This window comes from Burkholderia sp. MSMB1459WGS, from assembly GCF_001534535.1.
Lineage (GTDB): Bacteria > Pseudomonadota > Gammaproteobacteria > Burkholderiales > Burkholderiaceae > Burkholderia.
In genome coordinates this window covers 106304-123880 of record NZ_LPMU01000061.1, presented here as the reverse complement: position 1 = coordinate 123880, position 17577 = coordinate 106304, and the positions used below count along the sequence as shown (strand labels likewise).

18 protein-coding genes are annotated in these 17577 nt (G+C 65.4%); 6 read left to right on the top strand and 12 right to left on the bottom strand.

What is annotated here, in order from left to right; genetic code table 11:
• Positions 1-136: 136 nt before the first annotated feature.
• Together WT97_RS23350 and WT97_RS23345 are read left to right on the top strand one after the other, a co-directional pair.
• Entirely contained in the window at positions 137-1321 is a 1185-nt protein-coding gene (locus WT97_RS23350) for an acetylornithine transaminase (protein ID WP_059504742.1), read from the top strand.
• A gap of 13 nt (positions 1322-1334) precedes the next feature.
• Positions 1335-1790, top strand: coding sequence for a GNAT family acetyltransferase (locus WT97_RS23345; protein WP_034208170.1), 456 nt, complete (start codon positions 1335-1337; stop codon positions 1788-1790).
• Positions 1791-1816: 26 nt separating this feature from the next.
• Here the strand turns inward: WT97_RS23345 and WT97_RS23340 are convergent, their stop codons facing one another.
• From WT97_RS23340 to WT97_RS23305, 8 genes are all read right to left on the bottom strand, one after another.
• Positions 1817-2488 carry a DUF2278 family protein gene (locus WT97_RS23340; RefSeq protein ID WP_060354511.1) on the bottom strand — a complete coding sequence of 224 codons (672 nt, stop codon included), beginning with the start codon at positions 2486-2488 and terminating at the stop codon, positions 1817-1819.
• Positions 2489-2792: 304 nt separating this feature from the next.
• Positions 2793-3509, bottom strand: coding sequence for an ABC transporter ATP-binding protein (locus WT97_RS23335; protein WP_006750046.1), 717 nt, complete (start codon positions 3507-3509; stop codon positions 2793-2795).
• On the bottom strand, positions 3509-4285 hold the full coding sequence (locus tag WT97_RS23330; RefSeq protein ID WP_034178806.1) for an ABC transporter ATP-binding protein: 777 nt from the start codon (positions 4283-4285) through the stop codon (positions 3509-3511). The genes WT97_RS23335 and WT97_RS23330 overlap by 1 nt, the downstream gene beginning before the upstream one ends.
• Before the next feature lie 23 nt (positions 4286-4308).
• Complete coding sequence (locus tag WT97_RS23325) at positions 4309-5478, bottom strand: ABC transporter ATP-binding protein (protein ID WP_059504738.1); 1170 nt, start codon at positions 5476-5478, stop codon at positions 4309-4311.
• 19 nt (positions 5479-5497) lie between these two features.
• Positions 5498-6448 (bottom strand): branched-chain amino acid ABC transporter permease, encoded by a 951-nt coding sequence (locus WT97_RS23320; RefSeq protein WP_034208173.1) that lies wholly within the window; start codon positions 6446-6448, stop codon positions 5498-5500.
• A gap of 212 nt (positions 6449-6660) precedes the next feature.
• Entirely contained in the window at positions 6661-7305 is a 645-nt protein-coding gene (locus WT97_RS23315) for a hypothetical protein (protein WP_059504736.1), read from the bottom strand.
• Between the two features lie 268 nt (positions 7306-7573).
• A complete protein-coding gene (gene ispH / locus WT97_RS23310; RefSeq protein ID WP_059504734.1) occupies positions 7574-8554 on the bottom strand; it encodes a 4-hydroxy-3-methylbut-2-enyl diphosphate reductase in 981 nt (326 codons plus the stop codon).
• Between the two features lie 2 nt (positions 8555-8556).
• Positions 8557-9012: a peptidylprolyl isomerase gene (locus tag WT97_RS23305; protein ID WP_034208176.1), complete on the bottom strand. Its 456-nt coding sequence runs from the start codon at positions 9010-9012 to the stop codon at positions 8557-8559.
• Between the two features lie 135 nt (positions 9013-9147).
• Here WT97_RS23305 and radC point away from each other — a divergent pair, with 135 nt between their 5' ends.
• The 4 genes from radC to nadB all read left to right on the top strand — a co-directional run bounded on the left by radC (position 9148) and on the right by nadB (position 12324).
• Complete coding sequence (gene radC, locus WT97_RS23300) at positions 9148-9921, top strand: DNA repair protein RadC (RefSeq protein ID WP_060354510.1); 774 nt, start codon at positions 9148-9150, stop codon at positions 9919-9921.
• Positions 9922-10158: 237 nt separating this feature from the next.
• Positions 10159-10392, top strand: coding sequence for a 50S ribosomal protein L28 (rpmB, locus tag WT97_RS23295; RefSeq protein WP_004186391.1), 234 nt, complete (start codon positions 10159-10161; stop codon positions 10390-10392).
• Between the two features lie 17 nt (positions 10393-10409).
• Positions 10410-10577, top strand: a complete 168-nt coding sequence (gene rpmG / locus WT97_RS23290; protein WP_006478046.1) for a 50S ribosomal protein L33 — start codon at positions 10410-10412, stop codon at positions 10575-10577.
• Positions 10578-10737: 160 nt separating this feature from the next.
• The gene (gene nadB / locus WT97_RS23285; protein WP_060354509.1) at positions 10738-12324 is read left to right on the top strand and encodes an L-aspartate oxidase; all 1587 of its coding nucleotides are present in this window, start codon (positions 10738-10740) and stop codon (positions 12322-12324) included.
• A 96-nt stretch (positions 12325-12420) separates the two neighbouring features.
• Here nadB and nadC read toward each other — a convergent pair whose 3' ends face one another.
• The 4 genes from nadC to WT97_RS23265 all read right to left on the bottom strand — a co-directional run bounded on the left by nadC (position 12421) and on the right by WT97_RS23265 (position 17574).
• Entirely contained in the window at positions 12421-13383 is a 963-nt protein-coding gene (gene nadC / locus WT97_RS23280) for a carboxylating nicotinate-nucleotide diphosphorylase (protein ID WP_082751475.1), read from the bottom strand.
• Positions 13383-14519: a quinolinate synthase NadA gene (nadA, locus tag WT97_RS23275; RefSeq protein WP_060354583.1), complete on the bottom strand. Its 1137-nt coding sequence runs from the start codon at positions 14517-14519 to the stop codon at positions 13383-13385. The genes nadC and nadA overlap by 1 nt, the downstream gene beginning before the upstream one ends.
• Before the next feature lie 255 nt (positions 14520-14774).
• Positions 14775-15971: an acyl-CoA desaturase gene (locus tag WT97_RS23270; RefSeq protein WP_060354508.1), complete on the bottom strand. Its 1197-nt coding sequence runs from the start codon at positions 15969-15971 to the stop codon at positions 14775-14777.
• 220 nt (positions 15972-16191) lie between these two features.
• Positions 16192-17574, bottom strand: coding sequence for a mechanosensitive ion channel family protein (locus tag WT97_RS23265; protein ID WP_060354507.1), 1383 nt, complete (start codon positions 17572-17574; stop codon positions 16192-16194).
• Positions 17575-17577: the final 3 nt, after the last annotated feature.

The following is a 17577-nucleotide window of genomic DNA, read 5'->3' as shown; positions in this document are numbered from 1 at the left end:
GCCGGCTCGTCACGGACTCGCGCGTAACCCTCCTCCGCATCACCGGTTACGCACAAGCTGTTCGACCCACCAGCCACGGCCTTCCGTGGCTTTTTTATTGCCCGTTTCCTTTCAACGCCCGCTGGAGTCTGCCGCCATGCCCCTGAACGATTATCCGATCGACTCGCTGATGTACATCACGAACCGCCCCGACATCGTGTTTACGCACGGCAAGGGTTCGTGGCTCTACGATCACACGGGCAAGCGCTATCTGGACTTCATCCAGGGCTGGGCCGTCAACAGCCTCGGCCACTGCAACGACGGTGTCGTCGAAGCACTGAAAACGCAGGCCGACAAGCTGCTGAACCCGTCGCCGGCGTTCTACAACGAGCCGATGGCGAAGCTCGCGGCGCTGCTCACGCAGCACAGCGTGTTCGACAAGGTGTTCTTCACGAACAGCGGCGCCGAGGCGAACGAAGGCGCGATCAAGCTCGCGCGCAAGTGGGGCCGCAAGTTCAGGAACGGCGCGTACGAGATCATCACGTTCGATCACAGCTTCCACGGCCGCACGCTCGCGACGATGTCGGCCAGCGGCAAGCCGGGCTGGGACACGATCTATGCGCCGCAGGTGCCGGGCTTCCCGAAGGCCGAACTGAACAACATCAACTCGGTCGAGAAGCTGATCACCGACAAGACCGTCGCGGTGATGCTCGAACCGATCCAGGGCGAAGGCGGCGTGATTCCGGCCACGCGCGAATTCATGCGCGAGTTGCGCGCACTGACGAAACAGCACAACCTGCTGCTGATCGTCGACGAAGTGCAGAGCGGCTGCGGTCGCGCGGGCACGCTGTTCGCGTACGAACTCGCCGATATCGAGCCGGACGTCATGACGCTCGGCAAGGGCATCGGCAGCGGCGTGCCGCTCGCGGCGCTGCTGTCGAAGGCCGATGTCGCGGTGTTCGAGGCCGGCGACCAGGGCGGCACGTACAACGGCAACCCGCTGATGACGGCGGTCGGATATTCGGTCATCTCGCAGCTCGTCGCGCCCGGCTTCCTCGAAGGCGTGCGCGAGCGCGGCGAATACCTGAAGCGCAAGCTGCTCGAGCTGTCGGAGGAGCGCGGCTTCGAGGGCGAACGCGGCGAAGGCCTGCTGCGCGCGCTGCTGCTCGGCAAGGACATCGGCCCGCAGATCGTCGAGAAGGCGCGCGACATGCAGCCCGACGGCCTGCTGCTGAATGCCGCGCGGCCGAACCTGCTGCGCTTCATGCCCGCGCTGAACGTGACGACCGAAGAAATCGACCGGATGATGGCGATGCTGCGGTCGATCCTCGACACGCTGTAAGGGAGCCGCCGCGATGGATGCCGCCGCCGATGCTGTCGTGATCCGCCCGTTCGAACGCGCCGACACCGATGCCGTCCTCGCGGTATGGCGCGACGCGTTCCCGCAGTACGACGAAGCCGGTGCGCCGCCGCACCGCGATCCGCTACGATCGATCGAGCTGAAGCTCGCGACGCAGCCGGAGCTGTTCTTCGTCGCGACCAGCGGGGCGCGCGTCGTCGGCACGCTGATGGCCGGTTTCGACGGACATCGCGGCTGGCTCTATTCGTTCGGCGTCGCGAACGACGTACGCCGGCTCGGCGTCGGCCGCGCGCTGATCGCACATGCGGAGCGCGCCCTCGCCGCGCGCGGCTGCCTGAAGATCAACCTGCAGGTGCTGCCCGGCAACGACGATGCATGCCGCTTCTATGCGGCGCTCGGCTATCGCGTCGAGGAACGCATCTCGTTCGGCAAGACGCTGCCCGCCGCGTAACGCGGGGCCGCCGGCTGCTACACGGTTCAGCGCGTGATCGGCCCCGCGCCCGGCAGCGGATTGCCGAGCGCGTCGGTCGGCACGGCCTGCTGCTCGAACGCCGCGAAATACGCCGCCCACTGCGTGTCGCTCACGCGCACGATCAGCGCGCCGTCCTGCCACACGTCGTTGTGGTCGTTGCGGTCGTTGCCCGCGCGGTGCAGGTAGTTCGAGCCTGTCGAGCCCTGGTTCATGTGCGTGTCGTGGATGCCGTTGCCTTGCGCATACGTGCGGCCGAAAACGACCACATCGAGCCCTTGCGACTGGGCGACATTGACGAGCCGCAGCAGCGACGGAATCGGCTCCGCGTGCTCGGTGCCGTCCATCACGGCGCTCGCGCGCCACGCCCCCGTCTCGTTCAGGATATCGCTACGCAAATAGTCGAGCGCAGGTAGCGCGGCGTGCCCGGTGAGGTCCGTATAGCCTTCGGCTGCGGCCGCCAGCGTCGCCGTGATCGGATGATGGAAATCGTAGACGAGCTTGTAGTTCAGCAGGTCATCCGCATCGTTGGTGCCGACATTGACCGCGACATCCCAGTCGCCGCTCGGCAACGCGAGCGTCAGATGGATGTGATACTGGATCTCGCTGCCGTGCGGTGAGCCCTTCAGCTGCGCCACCGACGTCACCTTCGCCTTCACGAAACCGTAGTCCAGACTCATGCGTGCTCTCCGTATCGCGATGGATCGGCCATGCTACGCCTCCCGCGTGTCGGTTTGAGGAGGGCCAGTGGCAAAGGGCCAGTGGCGGACGGCCGGTGGCGGACGGCTGCCGGCAAACCGACACGCCGCCGTGTCCCGCACCGCGTGGCCGGCCTCGCTACCCGACGAATGGAGTCGCATCCGCGAGCACAGTTCGCCGCCGGACACGCCGGACGAAAAAAAAGCTGTCACGGCATCCCGCGACAGCTTTTCGAAAGCCCTTGCGCGACGCGCCGGCAACCGCCGCCGCGCCGGGCCCGCTCATTCATTCACCGAGATACGCAGCCCGCACCTTCGGATCGTCGAGCATCTGCTTCGCATCGCCTTCCATCGTGACCGTGCCCGAATCCATCACGTAGCCGCGGTCGGCCGCCTGCAGCGCGAGGCGTGCGTTCTGCTCGACCAGCAGCACCGTGATGCCTTCCTTCGAAATCTCGCGCACCACTTCGAAGATCTTCTCGACCATGATCGGCGACAGACCCATCGACGGCTCGTCGAGCAGCAGCAACTTCGGCTTGCTCAGAATCGCGCGCGACATCGCCAGCATCTGCTGCTCGCCGCCCGACAGCGTGCCCGCGAGCTGCGTCGCCCGTTCCTTCAGGCGCGGGAAAAAGCCGAACATCCGGTCGACGTCCTTCTTGATCTGCTCGTTGTCGTTGCGCAGGTACGCGCCCATCTGCATGTTCTCGATGATCGACATCCGCGCGAAGATCCCGCGGCCTTCCGGCACCATCGCGAGCCCGCGCTTGAGCAGTTCGTGCGACGGCACGCCCTTGATCGACTTGCCGTCGTACTCGATGTCGCCTGCCGAGTACGGCTTCAGGCCGGTAATCGCCTTCATCGTCGTGGTCTTGCCGGCGCCGTTCGCGCCGATCAGCGTCACGAGCTCGCCCTGACGGACTTCCATGTCAACGCCCTTGACGGCCTGGATGCCGCCGTAGTTGACCTGCAAGCCCTTGATTTTCAACATTGCCGCTGCCATCAGTGCACCCCTGCGCCGAGATATGCCTCAATCACCTTCGGATTCTTCTGCACGTCCTGCGGCAGACCCTCGGCGATCACCTTGCCGTAATCGAGCACCGTCATCCGGTTGCACAGCCCCATCACGAGCTTCACGTCGTGCTCGATCAGCAGGATCGTGCGGCCGTCCGAGCGGATCTTGTCGAGCAGGCGCGTGAGTTCGACCTTCTCGGTCGCGTTCATCCCGGCGGCCGGCTCGTCGAGCGCGAGCAGCTTCGGATCGGTCGCAAGGGCCCGTGCGATTTCCAGACGACGCTGGTGACCGTACGACAGGTTGCGCGACGTGTAGTCGGCGTACTGCAGCACGCCGACGTATTCGAGCAGCTCGATCGCGCGTTCCTTGATCTCGCGCTCTTCCTGGCGTTCGGCCGGCGTCTGGAACACCGCGCCGAGCAGCCCGTGCTTGGTGCGCACGTGGCGGCCCACCATCACGTTCTCGAGCGCCGTCATCCCCCCGAACAGGCGGATGTTCTGGAACGTGCGCGCGATGCCGGCCTTGGCCACCTGGTGCACGGCCGTCGGCGTGTAGTTCTGGCCGTCCAGCTTGAAGTCGCCGGAGTCCGGCGTGTAGAGGCCCGTGATCACGTTGAAGAACGTCGTCTTGCCGGCGCCGTTCGGGCCGATCAGGCCGTAGATCTCGCCTTCCTTGATCTGGAGGCCGACGTCGGACAGCGCCTGCAGGCCGCCGAAACGCTTGTTCACGCCCTGCACGGACAGTCGGATTTGCTTGTCGCTCATGTGTGTATCCCCTTGTCCGTTGGTTAAGCGCGCACCGGCTTCTTGCTGTTGCGCTTCGCCAGTTTCGCGATCTTGTCCTCATGCTTCGGCGCGGGCCACAGGCCTTCCGAGCGGTACAGCATGATGATCACCATCGCGAGGCCGTACAGCGCCTGACGGATCACTTCGGTATCGACGACGTCATGACCGAACAGCGCATGCTGCAGCGGGCTCATCGTCGAGCGCAGGAATTCCGGGAAGATCGCGAGCAGCACCGCGCCCAGGATCACGCCCGGGATATGGCCCATGCCGCCGAGCACCACGCAGGCGAGCACGACGATCGATTCCCAGAACGTGAACGACTCCGGCGACACGAAGCCCTGGAACGCGCCGAACATCGAGCCCGACAGGCCGCCGAACGATGCGCCCATCGCGAACGCGAGCAGCTTCACGTTACGGGTGTTGATGCCCATCGCCTTCGCCGCGATCTCGTCTTCGCGGATCGCTGCCCATGCACGGCCGATACGCGAGTGTTGCAGACGCGTACACACCCAGATCACCAGCAGCGAGCAGAGCACGAACAGGTAGTAGTACATGTAGACCGACGGCAGCTGGAAGCCGAACAGCGTATGCGTCTGCGACAGGTTGAAGCCGCCGACGTGCACCGGATCGATGCCCGTGATCCCCTTCGGGCCGTTGGTGATGTTCACCGGACGGTCGAGGTTGTTCATGAAGATCCGGACGATTTCACCGAAGCCGAGCGTCACGATCGCCAGATAGTCGCCGCGCAGGCGCAGCGTCGGTGCCCCGAGCAGGATCCCGAAGGTCGCCGCCAGCGCCATCGCGATCGGCACGATGATCAGGAACGGCACGTGCAGGCCGTTCGGCGCGAGCGCCGCGATCCACTCGAATTGCGAGGTCAGGTGCGGCGAGCTCAGCAGTGCCGCCGTGTACGCGCCCACCGCGTAGAACGCGATGTAGCCGAGGTCGAGCAGGCCGGCGAAGCCGACCACCACGTTCAGGCCCAGCGCGAGCATCACGTACAGCATCGCGAAGTCGAGCACGCGCACCCAGTAGTTGCCGCCGGCCGAGCCGATCACGATCGGCGCGGCGATCACGAGGACCGCGGTGAGGAGGCCGATGACGACGGTCTTGGCGGTGTTGCGCTCTTCGACGAGCGACGTCGACGATTCGATCGGTTGAATGGATGTCATGTTGTTTGCTCCCCTTCCGTTACGCGCGATCCGCGACCCGTTCGCCCAGCAGGCCCGACGGACGGAACACCAGCACGACGATCAGCACGATGAAGGCGAACACGTCCTGGTAGTTGCTGCCGAATACGCCGCCCGTGAGGTTGCCGATGTAGCCGGCCCCGAGCTGCTCGATCAGGCCGAGCAGCACGCCGCCGACCATCGCGCCGCCGAGGTTGCCGATCCCGCCGAGCACCGCCGCGGTGAACGCCTTCATGCCGGGGATGAAGCCCATGTAGAAGTGCACGTTGCCGTATTCGGACGCGATCATCACGCCGGCCAACGCGGCGAGCGCGGAGCCGATCATGAAGGTTGCCGAGATCACGAAGTTCGGGTTCACGCCCATCAGGCTCGCGGTGTTCGGGCTTTCGGCGATCGCGCGCATCGCGCGGCCGAGCTTGGTCTTGTGCACGAGCAGCAGCAGGCCGCCCATCACGATGAACGCGACGGCGATGATCACGATTTCAGTGACCGAGATCACGGCGCCGGGCGTCGTGTCGGTCGCCTTGATCACGTTGATCGGGTCGGTCGGCAGCAATTGCGGGAACGGCAGCGGGTTGCGCGACCAGATGATCATCGCGGCCGTCTGCAGCAGGATCGACACGCCGATCGCGGTGATCAGCGGCGCGAGGCGCGGCGCGCGGCGCAGCGGACGGTACGCGACGCGCTCGATCGTGAAGCCGACGAACGCACAGACGACCGCGGCGATGCCCAGGCCGATCGTCAGCGTCGCGACGTTGCCGAGTCCGGGAAAGTGGTTCTGCAGCACGGTGATGGCCGACAGCGCGACCATCGCGCCGATCATCAGCACGTCGCCGTGCGCGAAGTTGATGATGCCGAGAATGCCGTACACCATCGTGTAACCCAACGCGATGATGGCGTACACACTGCCGAGCACCAGCCCGTTGAGAACCTGCTGGACGAAAATATCCATTTAAAGCTCCTTGGCCCATGCTGCCGGAGGACGTTGCGCCCCGCCGGTAAGCGAGGAATCGCGCCTTCTCGGCGACACTGCGGGTACTAGTTCGATACCGGTAAGGGTGGATCGTCCCGGCGCGCGCCGCCCGGCCTGTACGGCCGGGCCTGCCGCCGGAGCGGATACGAAAACGGCACCGCACTGTTTCGGTGCCGTCATGAGTCCCGTCGCTAAATCGTCACGACATCGAGGACGGTGTTCGTGGCCTCCTTGAAGTCGTGGGGCAGCATGCCGAGACGGCCGTCGTCCGGTTGCCCGGCATCCGTGCCTTGGCCCGTCCGGTGCCACGCAAACATCGCGCCCGGACGGAGCGGATTCCGCGCCGCGTCGCCCGGCAAGGCGTTGCGGCAATCGCGCCCGACTTCCGTCAGGACTGCATCGGAATCCATCGTACGAACCAGGCTGCGCGCCCCGACACGGGCGGTCGCGGCGGCATGCCGTTTCGTCGAATCGAATCGAAGGGGGGACAGTGGCCTCGGCACGCTGCGGGCAACGCCGCGATCGTCCGGCATCCGTCGACCGGCCGCTTGCCGCGACGCAGCCTGCATGCCCGCTGCCGGCCCGCTCGTCGGGCCAAGCGCGTTGATTTCCTCGATCGTCAAACGTGCCCCGTATTCCTTGTCCCTGCCCAGTTGCGCGAGACGGCGCGCCGATGGCGCCGCACGTCCGCTTCCGGCGACGCGCCCGCCGCTGGCCGATGGCGCCGCGAACCCCGCAGCTTCCCTGCCCGCCCCGTCGTCGCTCTTTTTGCTGCAGCCGGCAAGGATTGCAACCGGTGCGGCGACGGACACGGCGTAAGCCAACTTCACATGCATTGAATGGTCTCCCGCGCCTTGCCAAAACCCGATTTCAAAGCCATTCCGGCTTGAAAACGGGCGCATTGTAACTCCATTTACAGGACGCCAATATTCCTGATTCGATGGGGTTTTCCTGCATTGCAACCAATTTTGAGACACGATTGAGCGCGCCGGGAGCAACCGGGTTGCACCACGATCGGGAATCATGGTTGCGATCGCAATTTCGACACACAAAAAAAGCGCGCCGGGAGGCGCGCTTCGGTATTCCGCGGGTGCGATGCGGCAATCAAGTGGCGGGCGGCAGGTTCAACCCGCGCGGCAGCGGAAACGACACGTTTTCCTCGATGCCGTCGAGTGCGCGGACGTTGCGCACGCCGAGTTCGCGCAGCCGTGCGATCACGGCCTGGGCGAGCACCTCGGGCGCCGACGCGCCGGCCGTCACGCCGATGCGGCGCTTGCCGGCGACCCATGCCGGATCGATCTGATCGGGCGCGTCGACCATGTACGCGGCCACGCCGCGCTTTTCCGCCACTTCGCGCAGCCGGCTCGAGTTCGAACTGTTCGGGCTCCCGACCACGATCACGACATCGCATTGCGGTGCCATGAACTTCACCGCGTCCTGGCGGTTCTGCGTCGCATAGCAGATGTCCTGCTTCTTCGGTTCGCGGATCTTCGGATACTTCGCCTTCAGCGCGCCGATGATTTCGGCCGCGTCGTCGACGGACAGCGTCGTCTGCGTGACGAGCGCGATGCGCTCGGGATCGGCGAGCTCGAGCTTCTGCACGTCCTCGACGCTTTCGACGAGGTGCATGCCGCGCTCGACCTGGCCCATCGTGCCTTCGACTTCGGGATGGCCCTTGTGCCCGATCATGACGATGTCGACGCCGTCCTGGCGCATCTTCGCGACCTCGACGTGCACCTTCGTGACGAGCGGGCAGGTTGCGTCGTAAATGCGCAGCCCGCGTACGTCGGCCTCGTCGCGCACGGCTTTCGACACGCCGTGCGCACTGAAGATCACGGTATTGCCGGCCGGCACTTCCTCGAGCTCTTCGACGAAGATCGCGCCCTTCTTCTTCAGATCCTCGACCACGTACTTGTTGTGGACGATTTCGTGACGAACGTAGATCGGCGCACCGTGCATCGCGATGGCGCGCTCGACGATCTCGATCGCGCGGTCGACGCCCGCACAGAAGCCGCGCGGCTGGGCCAGCAGGATTTCGGCGTCGGCGGCGACGGTCTGCCCGGACAGCATATCGGTGGTACTCATGATTACAGGATTCCGATGATTTTCACTTCGAACGTGAGCGCCTGGCCCGCGAGCGGATGATTGAAGTCGAACAGTGCCGAGGTCTCGCCGACTTCCTTCAGCACCCCCGCGTAGCGCCCGCCATCCGGTGCATTGAACTCGATGAGTTCGCCCGGCGTGAAATCGTCGCCGACCATTCCGTTCTCGCGCAGCGTCGACAGCGTCACGCGCTGGAGCATGTCGGGATTGCGGGGGCCGAACCCCTGATCGGGGGCTAGCTGAAAAGTCGAGTGGTCGCCGACCCTGAGCCCGAGCAGAATCTGTTCCAGCGACGGCGCCAGTTGCCCCGCGCCCAGCAACAGCGTGGCCGGCTTGTCCGAGAAGGTGTTGACGATGTCGGCGCCGTCGGCCAGTGCCAGCCGGTAATGCAACGTGACGTGGGAACCGGGCTTCACTTCGGATAGATCGATGAGGCTCATGAATTACTCGTTCAGTCGGCGCCCGATACGGCCGAATGGCCCGGCGCAAAGCCAATATTGTAAGTCACCTGAGCGTGCAAGGCGGAAAGTGCGACGACGTTGCGCACGCCGCCTGCCGCCAATGGAGTTCCGATCATGCCGTCACCCCGCCCCATCCTGCCGTCGGCCGAATGCCGCGACACCGCCGACACGCCGGCCGATCCGCCCGGCCGCGTCATCCCGATCAACCGGCGCAGGCGCCGCACGGGCGACTGGCGGCCCGAGCGGCCGCGCGAACGGCTGGTGGAACGCGGGCCGGCCGCGCTGACCGACGACGAGCTGATCGCGCTGCTGCTCGGCACCGGCAAGCCCGGGCACGACGTATTCGTCACCGCCCGCGGACTGGTCGAGCAGTTCGGCACGTTGCACGGGCTGCTCGAAGCGACCACCGACGATTTCGAGGCGCATCCCGGCATCGGCCCCGCGCGCTCCGCGCGCCTCGTCGCGGTCACCGAGATCGCGCGGCGCATGCTGGTGGAGAAAGCGGAAGAACGGATGCAGATCGACTCGCCCGGTGCCGTCGAGGATTGTTTGCGACTGAAGATCGGCACGCGCCAGTACGAAGTGTTCATCGCGGTCTACCTGGACGCGCGCAACTGCCTGATCGACATGGAGGAAATCGCGCGCGGCTCGCTCACGCGCATGGCCGTCTATCCGCGCGAGATCGTGCGCCGCGCGATGAAACACAACGCCGCGGCGCTGATCGTCGCGCACAACCATCCGTCGGGCGCGGTGCAACCGAGCGCGGAAGACCGCCGCCTGACCCGCGTGCTGAAAGACGCGCTCGAGCTCGTCGACGTGCGGCTGCTCGATCACATCGTCGTCGGCGTCAGCGATACTTTTTCGTTCGCGCGGGCCGGTTGGCTGTAGACTGTGGCGCGGCGGCCCATCCCAAGGCGCCGCAACGGCGAAGCGAAATTAGGTTTGATTTTTCTGAACTTTTTCTGCTAGAATCGCCGTCTGTCTTTTTTCCAACCAGTTCTAGCCATCGAAGGGCCTTGTCTGTAAGGGCTACGGCGTTCTGAGTGCAGCCATGGATCACGTGGCGGTGCGATGGAACCTTCACCGGCGATCGAACCCCGAATTTAGCGTATTAGGAGTGCTCTCATGGCACGCGTATGCCAAGTAACTGGGAAAGCGCCGATGAGCGGCAACAACGTTTCCCACGCCAACAACAAGACGAAGCGTCGCTTCCTGCCGAACCTGCAAAACCGCCGGTTCTGGGTAGAGAGCGAAAACCGCTGGGTGCGCCTGCGCGTCTCGAACGCCGGCCTGCGCCTGATCGACAAGAACGGCATCGATTCCGTGCTCGCTGACCTGCGCGCACGCGGCGAAGCCTAAGCCCAAGGAGCACAATCATGGCAAAAGGCGCCCGCGACAAGATCAAGCTCGAGTCGACCGCTGGTACGGGTCACTTCTACACGACCACGAAGAACAAGCGCAACATGCCGGAAAAGATGGCGATCAAGAAGTTCGATCCCGTCGTCCGCAAGCATGTGGAATACAAAGAAACCAAGATCAAGTAATCTCCGGTTTCTGCCAGCCTGACGGCGACCGAAAAGCCCCGCATCTGCGGGGCTTTTTGTTTTGGCGCGCGCGCTCGCGCCCGACGCGGTATGCTCTCCCCTTTCCGCGGCGACGGCCGACGGAACGCAAGATCAAAAAGCGTAACGATGGAGATGCAGCATGAAATTCGACGTGGCGATCGTCGGCAGCGGCCTGGCAGGGCTGTCGGTCGCACTCAACCTGGCCAGCACGCGACGTGTCGCGTTGATCGCGAAACGTTCGATGATGGAGGGGGCGAGCGATAACGCGCAGGGCGGCATCGCGGCGGTCCTCGACTCGGCGGACAGCATCGAGGACCACGTCGACGACACGCTGGTCGCCGGTGGCGGCTTGTGCGACGAAGGCGCGACGCGCTACATCGTCGAGCACGGCCGCGAAGCGATCGAATGGCTGATCTCGCAAGGCGTGCCGTTCACGAAGGACGACGCGGCCGAACTCGGCTTTCACCTGACGCGCGAAGGTGGCCACAGTCACCGCCGGATCATCCATGCAGCCGATGCGACCGGCCATGCGGTGCTGGCGACGCTGTCGGCGCGCGCGCGCCAGCATCCGAACATCACGTTCTTCGAAAACCACCATGCGATCGACCTGATCACGTCGGACCGGCTCGGCCTGCCCGGCCGCCGCTGTCACGGCCTGTATGCGCTCGACGTCGACAACGATCGGACGATCACGATCGAGGCACCGCATACGGTGCTCGCCACCGGCGGCGCCGGCAAGGTCTATCTGTATACGACGAATCCCGACACCGCGACCGGCGACGGCATCGCGATGGCGTGGCGTGCCGGCTGTCGCGTGTCGAACATGGAATTCATCCAGTTCCACCCGACCTGCCTGTTTCATCCGTACGCGAAGTCGTTCCTGATTTCGGAAGCCGTGCGCGGCGAAGGCGGCCTCCTGAAGCTGCCCGACGGCACGCGCTTCATGCCCGCGCACGATCCGCGCGCCGAACTCGCGCCGCGCGACATCGTCGCACGCGCGATCGACTTCGAGATCAAGAAGCGCGGGATCGACTGCGTGTATCTCGACATCAGCCACCAGCCGGAAGCGTTCCTCCGCGAACATTTCCCGACGATCCATGCGCGCTGCCTCGAATTCGGCATCGACATCGCGAAACAGCCGATCCCCGTCGTGCCGGCCGCGCACTATACGTGCGGCGGCGTCGTCACCGATCTCGCCGGCCGCACCGATCTCGCCGGCCTGTATGCGGTCGGCGAAACGTCGTACACGGGGTTGCACGGCGCGAACCGGCTCGCGAGCAACTCGCTGCTCGAATGCCTCGTGATCGGCCGCGCCGCGGCCGGGGCGATCGAGGCGGCCGGCTTCGACGCCGACGCGCCCGCCGCGCTGCCCGCCTGGGATGAAAGCCGCGTGTCGGATGCGGACGAGGAAGTCGTCGTTGCACACAACTGGGACGAACTGCGCCGCCTGATGTGGAACTACGTCGGCATCGTGCGCACCGACAAGCGCCTCGAGCGCGCGAAGCACCGGCTGTCGCTGCTGCGCGACGAGATCCACGAGTACTACGCGAATTTCCGCGTGACGCGCGATCTGCTCGAACTGCGGAACCTCGTCGACGTGGCGACGCTGATCGTGAAGAGCGCGCACTCGCGCCGCGAAAGCCGCGGGCTGCACTACAGCCGCGACTGGCCGCATACGCTGCCGAAGGCATTGCCGAGCGTGCTCACGCCGCGCGTACGCCGCTGAGCGGCGCGCCGCCCCTCCCCGTCGCGTCCGCAGCAGAAGAAAAAAGCCGTTGGCGTTTGCGCGCCAACGGCTTTTGTCTGATCGAACGACGTTCGATCAGTCGACAATCCGCATCGAATAGTCCGTCGCCCGCACGTCCTTCGTCAGCGCGCCGATCGAGATGCGATCGACGCCCGTCTCCGCGAACGTGCGCACCGTATCGAAATTGACGCCGCCCGATACTTCGAGCACGGCCTTGCCATTCGCCACACGCACCGCTTCGCGCATCATGTCGAGCGTGAAGTTGTCGAGCAGCACCGACTGCGCGCCATGCGCGAGCGCCGTGTCGAGCTGCGCGAGCGTCTCGACCTCGACCTGCACGGGCACGCCCGACTCCAGCGCGAACGCCGCATCGAGCGCCTCGCCGACACCGCCAGCCGCCGCGATGTGGTTTTCCTTGATCAGGATGCCGTCGTACAGCGCGAGACGCTGGTTCTCGCCGCCGCCCACGCGCACGGCGTACTTCTGCGCGAGCCGTAGCCCCGGCAGCGTCTTGCGCGTATCGAGGATCTTCGCGCGCGTGCCTTCGACGCGATCGACGTAACGTCGCGTCGCGGTCGCGACGCCCGACAGCAGTTGCAGGAAGTTCAGCCCGTTGCGCTCGGCGGTCAGCAGCGCGCGCGCCGGCCCTTCGAGTTCGCACACGATCGAATCCGCCGTCATCCGGTCGCCTTCGCGATAGCGCCATTGCACGACGATCGACGGATCGATCCGGGCGATCACGGCGTCGAACCACGGTACGCCGCACAGCACGGCTTCCTCGCGCACGATGATCCGCGCACGTCGGCGCTCGCCGGCCGGCACGAGCCGCCCGGTCTGATCGCCGGTGCCGACATCTTCGGCGATCGCATCGGCCACGTTGCGTGCGATCGCTGCGTCGAATGCCGCGCCGTATTGCGCGCGGACGGCTTCGAACAGCGGGGAGACTGCAGTCGCGGCGCCTTCCGCCGGGCCGCCCCCAGGGAAGGCGGCCGCCCCCTCGGGGGGAGCCGAACGAATGTGAGCGTGGGGGCCGTTCATTACGCCGCCCCCACGTTCGCAAACAGTTGCTGGTCGCGCTGCAAGTCGCCGCTCGCCTGCACGCGCTTCTTGTGCGCGGCCGCGAATTCGAGCATCCGGTCGATCGGCAAACGCGCGCGCTCCCCGATCGCGGGATCGACGAAAATCTCGTTGTGGCCGCGTTCGAGCACGTCGGCCAGGTTCGCGAGGCCGTTCATCGCCATCCACGGGCAGTGCGCGCAGCTCTTGCAGGTCGCGCTGTTGCCGGCCGTCGGCGCCGCGATGAAGGTCTTGCCGGGCGCCGCAAGCTGCATCTTGTGCAGGATGCCGAGATCGGTGGCGACGATGAAGCGCTTCGCGTCGAACTTGACGGCCGCGTCGATCAGTTGCGTGGTCGAACCGACGACATCGGCCTGCGCCACGACGTTTTCCGGCGACTCGGGATGGACGAGCACCTTCGCGTCCGGATATTCGGCGCGCAGCAGATCGAGCTCGATGCCCTTGAACTCGTCGTGGACAAGGCACGAGCCCTGCCACAGCAGCATGTCCGCGCCGGTCTTCTTCTGGATATAGCTGCCCAGATGGCGGTCGGGCGCCCAGATGATCTTTTCGCCGCGCGCGTGCAGGTCGGCCACGATCTCGAGACCGATCGACGACGTGACCATCCAGTCCGCGCGCGCCTTCACGGCCGCACTGGTGTTCGCGTAGACGACGACGGTACGGTCCGGATGCGCATCGCAGAAGGCCGAGAATTCGTCGACCGGGCAGCCGAGGTCGAGCGAACAGGTCGCGTCGAGATCGGGCATCAGGATCCGTTTGTTCGGGCTCAGGATCTTCGCGGTTTCGCCCATGAAGCGCACGCCGGCGACGACCAGCGTCTGCGCGTCGTGATCGCGGCCGAAGCGAGCCATTTCGAGCGAATCGGCCACGCAGCCGCCGGTTTCGTCGGCCAGTTCCTGCAGTTCGGCATCCACGTAGTAGTGGGCGACCAGCACGGCCTTTTCACGGGCGAGCAACGCCTTGATGCGCGCCTTCAGCTCAACGCGCTCCTCGGCGGACGGCGCCTCGGGCACCTTGGCCCACGCCTGTCCCACGCCGCATACGGTCCCTGCGGCGACGGGCCGGTCGTACTCGACGGGTTTGATCGTCGATTGCATCTCCATATCTCCTGTCGATCAGAGTTAGCGCTTCAGCGCTTACTCCGATCCCATGCTTCGCGGTCGATCAGCGTGGGCGCTTCGGCGCCCTGCCCCGATCCCATCCCTTGCACTCGCCCGGGGCGCCCCACTCGCCATCTCCCCAAGCCTCATACCCATTCAGGCGCTGCCGATCCGTCAAAAACCGGTGGCCCAAATGAAAAAACCCCGCCAACGCGGGGTTTGTGACGTCCTGAGATTCTAATCGATTTCGAATCAGGCGTAGCGACGCAGGCGCATCGCGAATTCCTGCAGCGCCTTGATGCCGCTTTGTTCTGCACGATGGCACCAATCCTGCAATTGCGCGAGAAGTTGTTCGCGCGACGCGGTCGAACGATCCCAGATCGCGGTGAGATCCTGGCGCAGCTGGAAGTACGTATGCAGCTTCTGGCTGTTCGCGAAGATTTCCGGCAGCAGCTTTTTCTGCGGCTCGTCGAGGCCGTCGGCATCCTTGTGGAACCACTTGCGCGCGCTGCGCATCAACTGGTACTTCTCGCTCGAACCGAGCTCCTTCAGGTGCGCGAGCTCCTGGCGGTACGCACGCTTCACGGCCTTGCCGTAGCGCGCCATCACTTCGTAGCGGTTCGACAGCACGGCCTGCAGCGTTTCCTGGTCGAGCACCGTCTTCGGCTTGTTCAGGCGCGGCGTGGGCGCAACCTTCTTGACCTTGGCGAGACCGAATGCCGACATGATCCGGATGTACATCCAGCCGATGTCGAACTCGTACCACTTGTTCGACAGCTTCGCCGACGTCGCGAACGTGTGGTGGTTGTTGTGCAGCTCTTCGCCGCCGATCACGATGCCCCACGGGAACAGGTTCGTGCTCGCGTCGGCCGAGTTGAAGTTGCGATAGCCCCAGAAGTGACCGAAGCCGTTGACGACGCCCGCCGCCCAGAACGGGATCCACACCATCTGCACGGCCCACACGGTCAGGCCGAGCACGCCGAACAGCGCGACGTCGATCACCATCATCATGCTGATGCCGAGGATCGGGTACTTCGAGTAGAGATTGCGCTCGAGCCAGTCGTTCGGCGTGCCGTGGCTGAACTTGCGCATCGTCTCCTCGTTCTTCGCTTCCGCGCGGTACAGCTCGGCGCCCTCGAGGAACACCTTCCAGATGCCGCGCGTCTGCGGGCTGTGCGGATCTTCCTCGGTTTCGCACTTCGCGTGGTGCTTGCGATGGATCGCGGCCCACTGGCCGGTCAGCATCCCGGTCGTCATCCACAGCCAGAAACGGAAGAAATGGCTCGCGATCGGATGCAGCTCCAGCGCGCGGTGCGCCTGGCAGCGGTGCAGGTAGACCGTTACGCCGATGATCGTGACGTGCGTGACGGCGAGCGCGAACAGCGCGACCTGCCACCACGAAAAATGCAGAAGCCCGTGGGAAAGAAAATCGAGCAGGGAATTCAACAAGGCAGTTACCTGTGATGAGAGCGACGCCGGCTCACGCCAGCGTCAGAAAAATGAAAGCATACCGCGTGTAGACCAGAATTTTACTTCAACCGTTCCAAGTCTTTGTAAAAAATGAATATTTTCTTGCCTTGACGCAATCCGCGCGGTCCACGGGCGGACTGGAAAAGGCCTACGATCCGGTTTCGACCGCGGAATCGGTACGATCGACCGCACCCGCCCGCTACGCCGCCGGTGTGCGCGCGTCCAGCGCACCATTGGCAGCCGCCGGATCGGCCCCGGCCGCCATGCCCGGCGCGGGAAAGCCGTCCGGCAGCCCGACCACGCGCACTTCGCGCTGCGGAAACGGAATCGAAATCCCGTGCTCGCTGAACAGCCGCCAGATGTTGCGGTTCACGCTCGAGCGCACGCCCGACGTGCCTTTCGCCGCATCCTCGATCCAGAAGCCGAGCTCCAGGTCGATCCCGTCCGCGCCGAAACTCACGAGATACGGAGTCGGCGCCGGCTCGGCCAGCACGCGCGGCACGTCCTTCGCGGCGTCGGCGAGCAACGCGAGCGCCCGCTCGACGTCGCTCGTGTACGCGACTTGCACCGCGACTTTCGCGTAGCCGCGCGTCAGGTACGACGACTGGTTCTGCACGACGTCGGTGATCAGCTTCTCGTTCGGGATCAGCGTCTCGTTGCCGTCGAGGCCGCGCACGACCGTGTAGCGCGTGCGGATCTGCGTGACGACGCCCTGCAGCCCGCCGACGCTGATCGCATCGCCGAGCCGCAGCGAGCGGTCGAGCAGGATGATGAAGCCCGACACGTAGTTGCTCGCGATCTTCTGCAACCCGAAACCGAGGCCGACGCCCACCGCGCCGCCGAACACGCCGAGCACCGTCACGTCGATGCCGACGAGCGACAGCCCGATCAGGACCGCCGCGAACACGAGCAGCGCGCGGCCGACCCGCGACAGCACGACCTTCAGGTTCGCGTCGAGCGTGCTCGCGCGCGACAGGCGATCCTCGAGCACCGAGCCGAGCCACATCGCGACCATCAGCGTCACGCAGACCCACAGCGCGCCGGAAATCACCGACAGCAGCGTGAGGTGCGCAGTCGCGACCCGGAACTGCACGCTGTCGAGCCAGCCGAGCACGTCGTGCTGGATGCCGAGCACGGTCATCACCATCGCGGCCCACACGACGGTCGACACGATCTTCTCGACGATCGACAGCCATGCGTGCGTGTGGCCGTCGCGCGCGAACACGCGTCGCGCGAAGAAGAACAGCACGTAGATCAGCCCGATGCCGAACAGCGGCACGAGCGCGAGCGACAGCAGCGACGTCGACATGAACGGGTCGAACGCGAGCTGCGCGCCGCCGACGAACACGCTGCCGAACAGCGGAAACAGCGCCCGCTTCAGGCTTTGCGCGCCCGCGCCCGGTGCGCGTCCAGCGGCCCGGCGCCGAGCGTCGATCCGGCCGTGCACGAAGCGCGCGGCTACCCACGCGAAACACAGCGCCCCGACGAGGATCGCCGCCTGCCAGATCATCACCGGCTGGTGGAAATCGCGAATCACCGACGCCAGCCGGTGCGACAGCAGGCGGCTCTGCAGATTCTCCATCGT

What these genes read in the sequence shown, in the direction of transcription:
- WT97_RS23350 (WP_059504742.1), top strand. Translation starts at nt 137, where the DNA reads ATGCCCCTGAACGATTATCCGATCGACTCGCTGATGTACATCACGAAC.
- WT97_RS23345 (WP_034208170.1), top strand. Translation starts at nt 1,335, where the DNA reads ATGGATGCCGCCGCCGATGCTGTCGTGATCCGCCCGTTCGAACGCGCC.
- WT97_RS23340 (WP_060354511.1), bottom strand. Translation starts at nt 2,488, where the DNA reads ATGAGTCTGGACTACGGTTTCGTGAAGGCGAAGGTGACGTCGGTGGCG.
- WT97_RS23335 (WP_006750046.1), bottom strand. Translation starts at nt 3,509, where the DNA reads ATGGCAGCGGCAATGTTGAAAATCAAGGGCTTGCAGGTCAACTACGGC.
- WT97_RS23330 (WP_034178806.1), bottom strand. Translation starts at nt 4,285, where the DNA reads ATGAGCGACAAGCAAATCCGACTGTCCGTGCAGGGCGTGAACAAGCGT.
- WT97_RS23325 (WP_059504738.1), bottom strand. Translation starts at nt 5,478, where the DNA reads ATGACATCCATTCAACCGATCGAATCGTCGACGTCGCTCGTCGAAGAG.
- WT97_RS23320 (WP_034208173.1), bottom strand. Translation starts at nt 6,448, where the DNA reads ATGGATATTTTCGTCCAGCAGGTTCTCAACGGGCTGGTGCTCGGCAGT.
- WT97_RS23315 (WP_059504736.1), bottom strand. Translation starts at nt 7,305, where the DNA reads ATGCATGTGAAGTTGGCTTACGCCGTGTCCGTCGCCGCACCGGTTGCA.
- ispH (WP_059504734.1), bottom strand. Translation starts at nt 8,554, where the DNA reads ATGAGTACCACCGATATGCTGTCCGGGCAGACCGTCGCCGCCGACGCC.
- WT97_RS23305 (WP_034208176.1), bottom strand. Translation starts at nt 9,012, where the DNA reads ATGAGCCTCATCGATCTATCCGAAGTGAAGCCCGGTTCCCACGTCACG.
- radC (WP_060354510.1), top strand. Translation starts at nt 9,148, where the DNA reads ATGCCGTCACCCCGCCCCATCCTGCCGTCGGCCGAATGCCGCGACACC.
- rpmB (WP_004186391.1), top strand. Translation starts at nt 10,159, where the DNA reads ATGGCACGCGTATGCCAAGTAACTGGGAAAGCGCCGATGAGCGGCAAC.
- rpmG (WP_006478046.1), top strand. Translation starts at nt 10,410, where the DNA reads ATGGCAAAAGGCGCCCGCGACAAGATCAAGCTCGAGTCGACCGCTGGT.
- nadB (WP_060354509.1), top strand. Translation starts at nt 10,738, where the DNA reads ATGAAATTCGACGTGGCGATCGTCGGCAGCGGCCTGGCAGGGCTGTCG.
- nadC (WP_082751475.1), bottom strand. Translation starts at nt 13,383, where the DNA reads ATGAACGGCCCCCACGCTCACATTCGTTCGGCTCCCCCCGAGGGGGCG.
- nadA (WP_060354583.1), bottom strand. Translation starts at nt 14,519, where the DNA reads ATGCAATCGACGATCAAACCCGTCGAGTACGACCGGCCCGTCGCCGCA.
- WT97_RS23265 (WP_060354507.1), bottom strand. Translation starts at nt 17,574, where the DNA reads ATGGAGAATCTGCAGAGCCGCCTGCTGTCGCACCGGCTGGCGTCGGTG.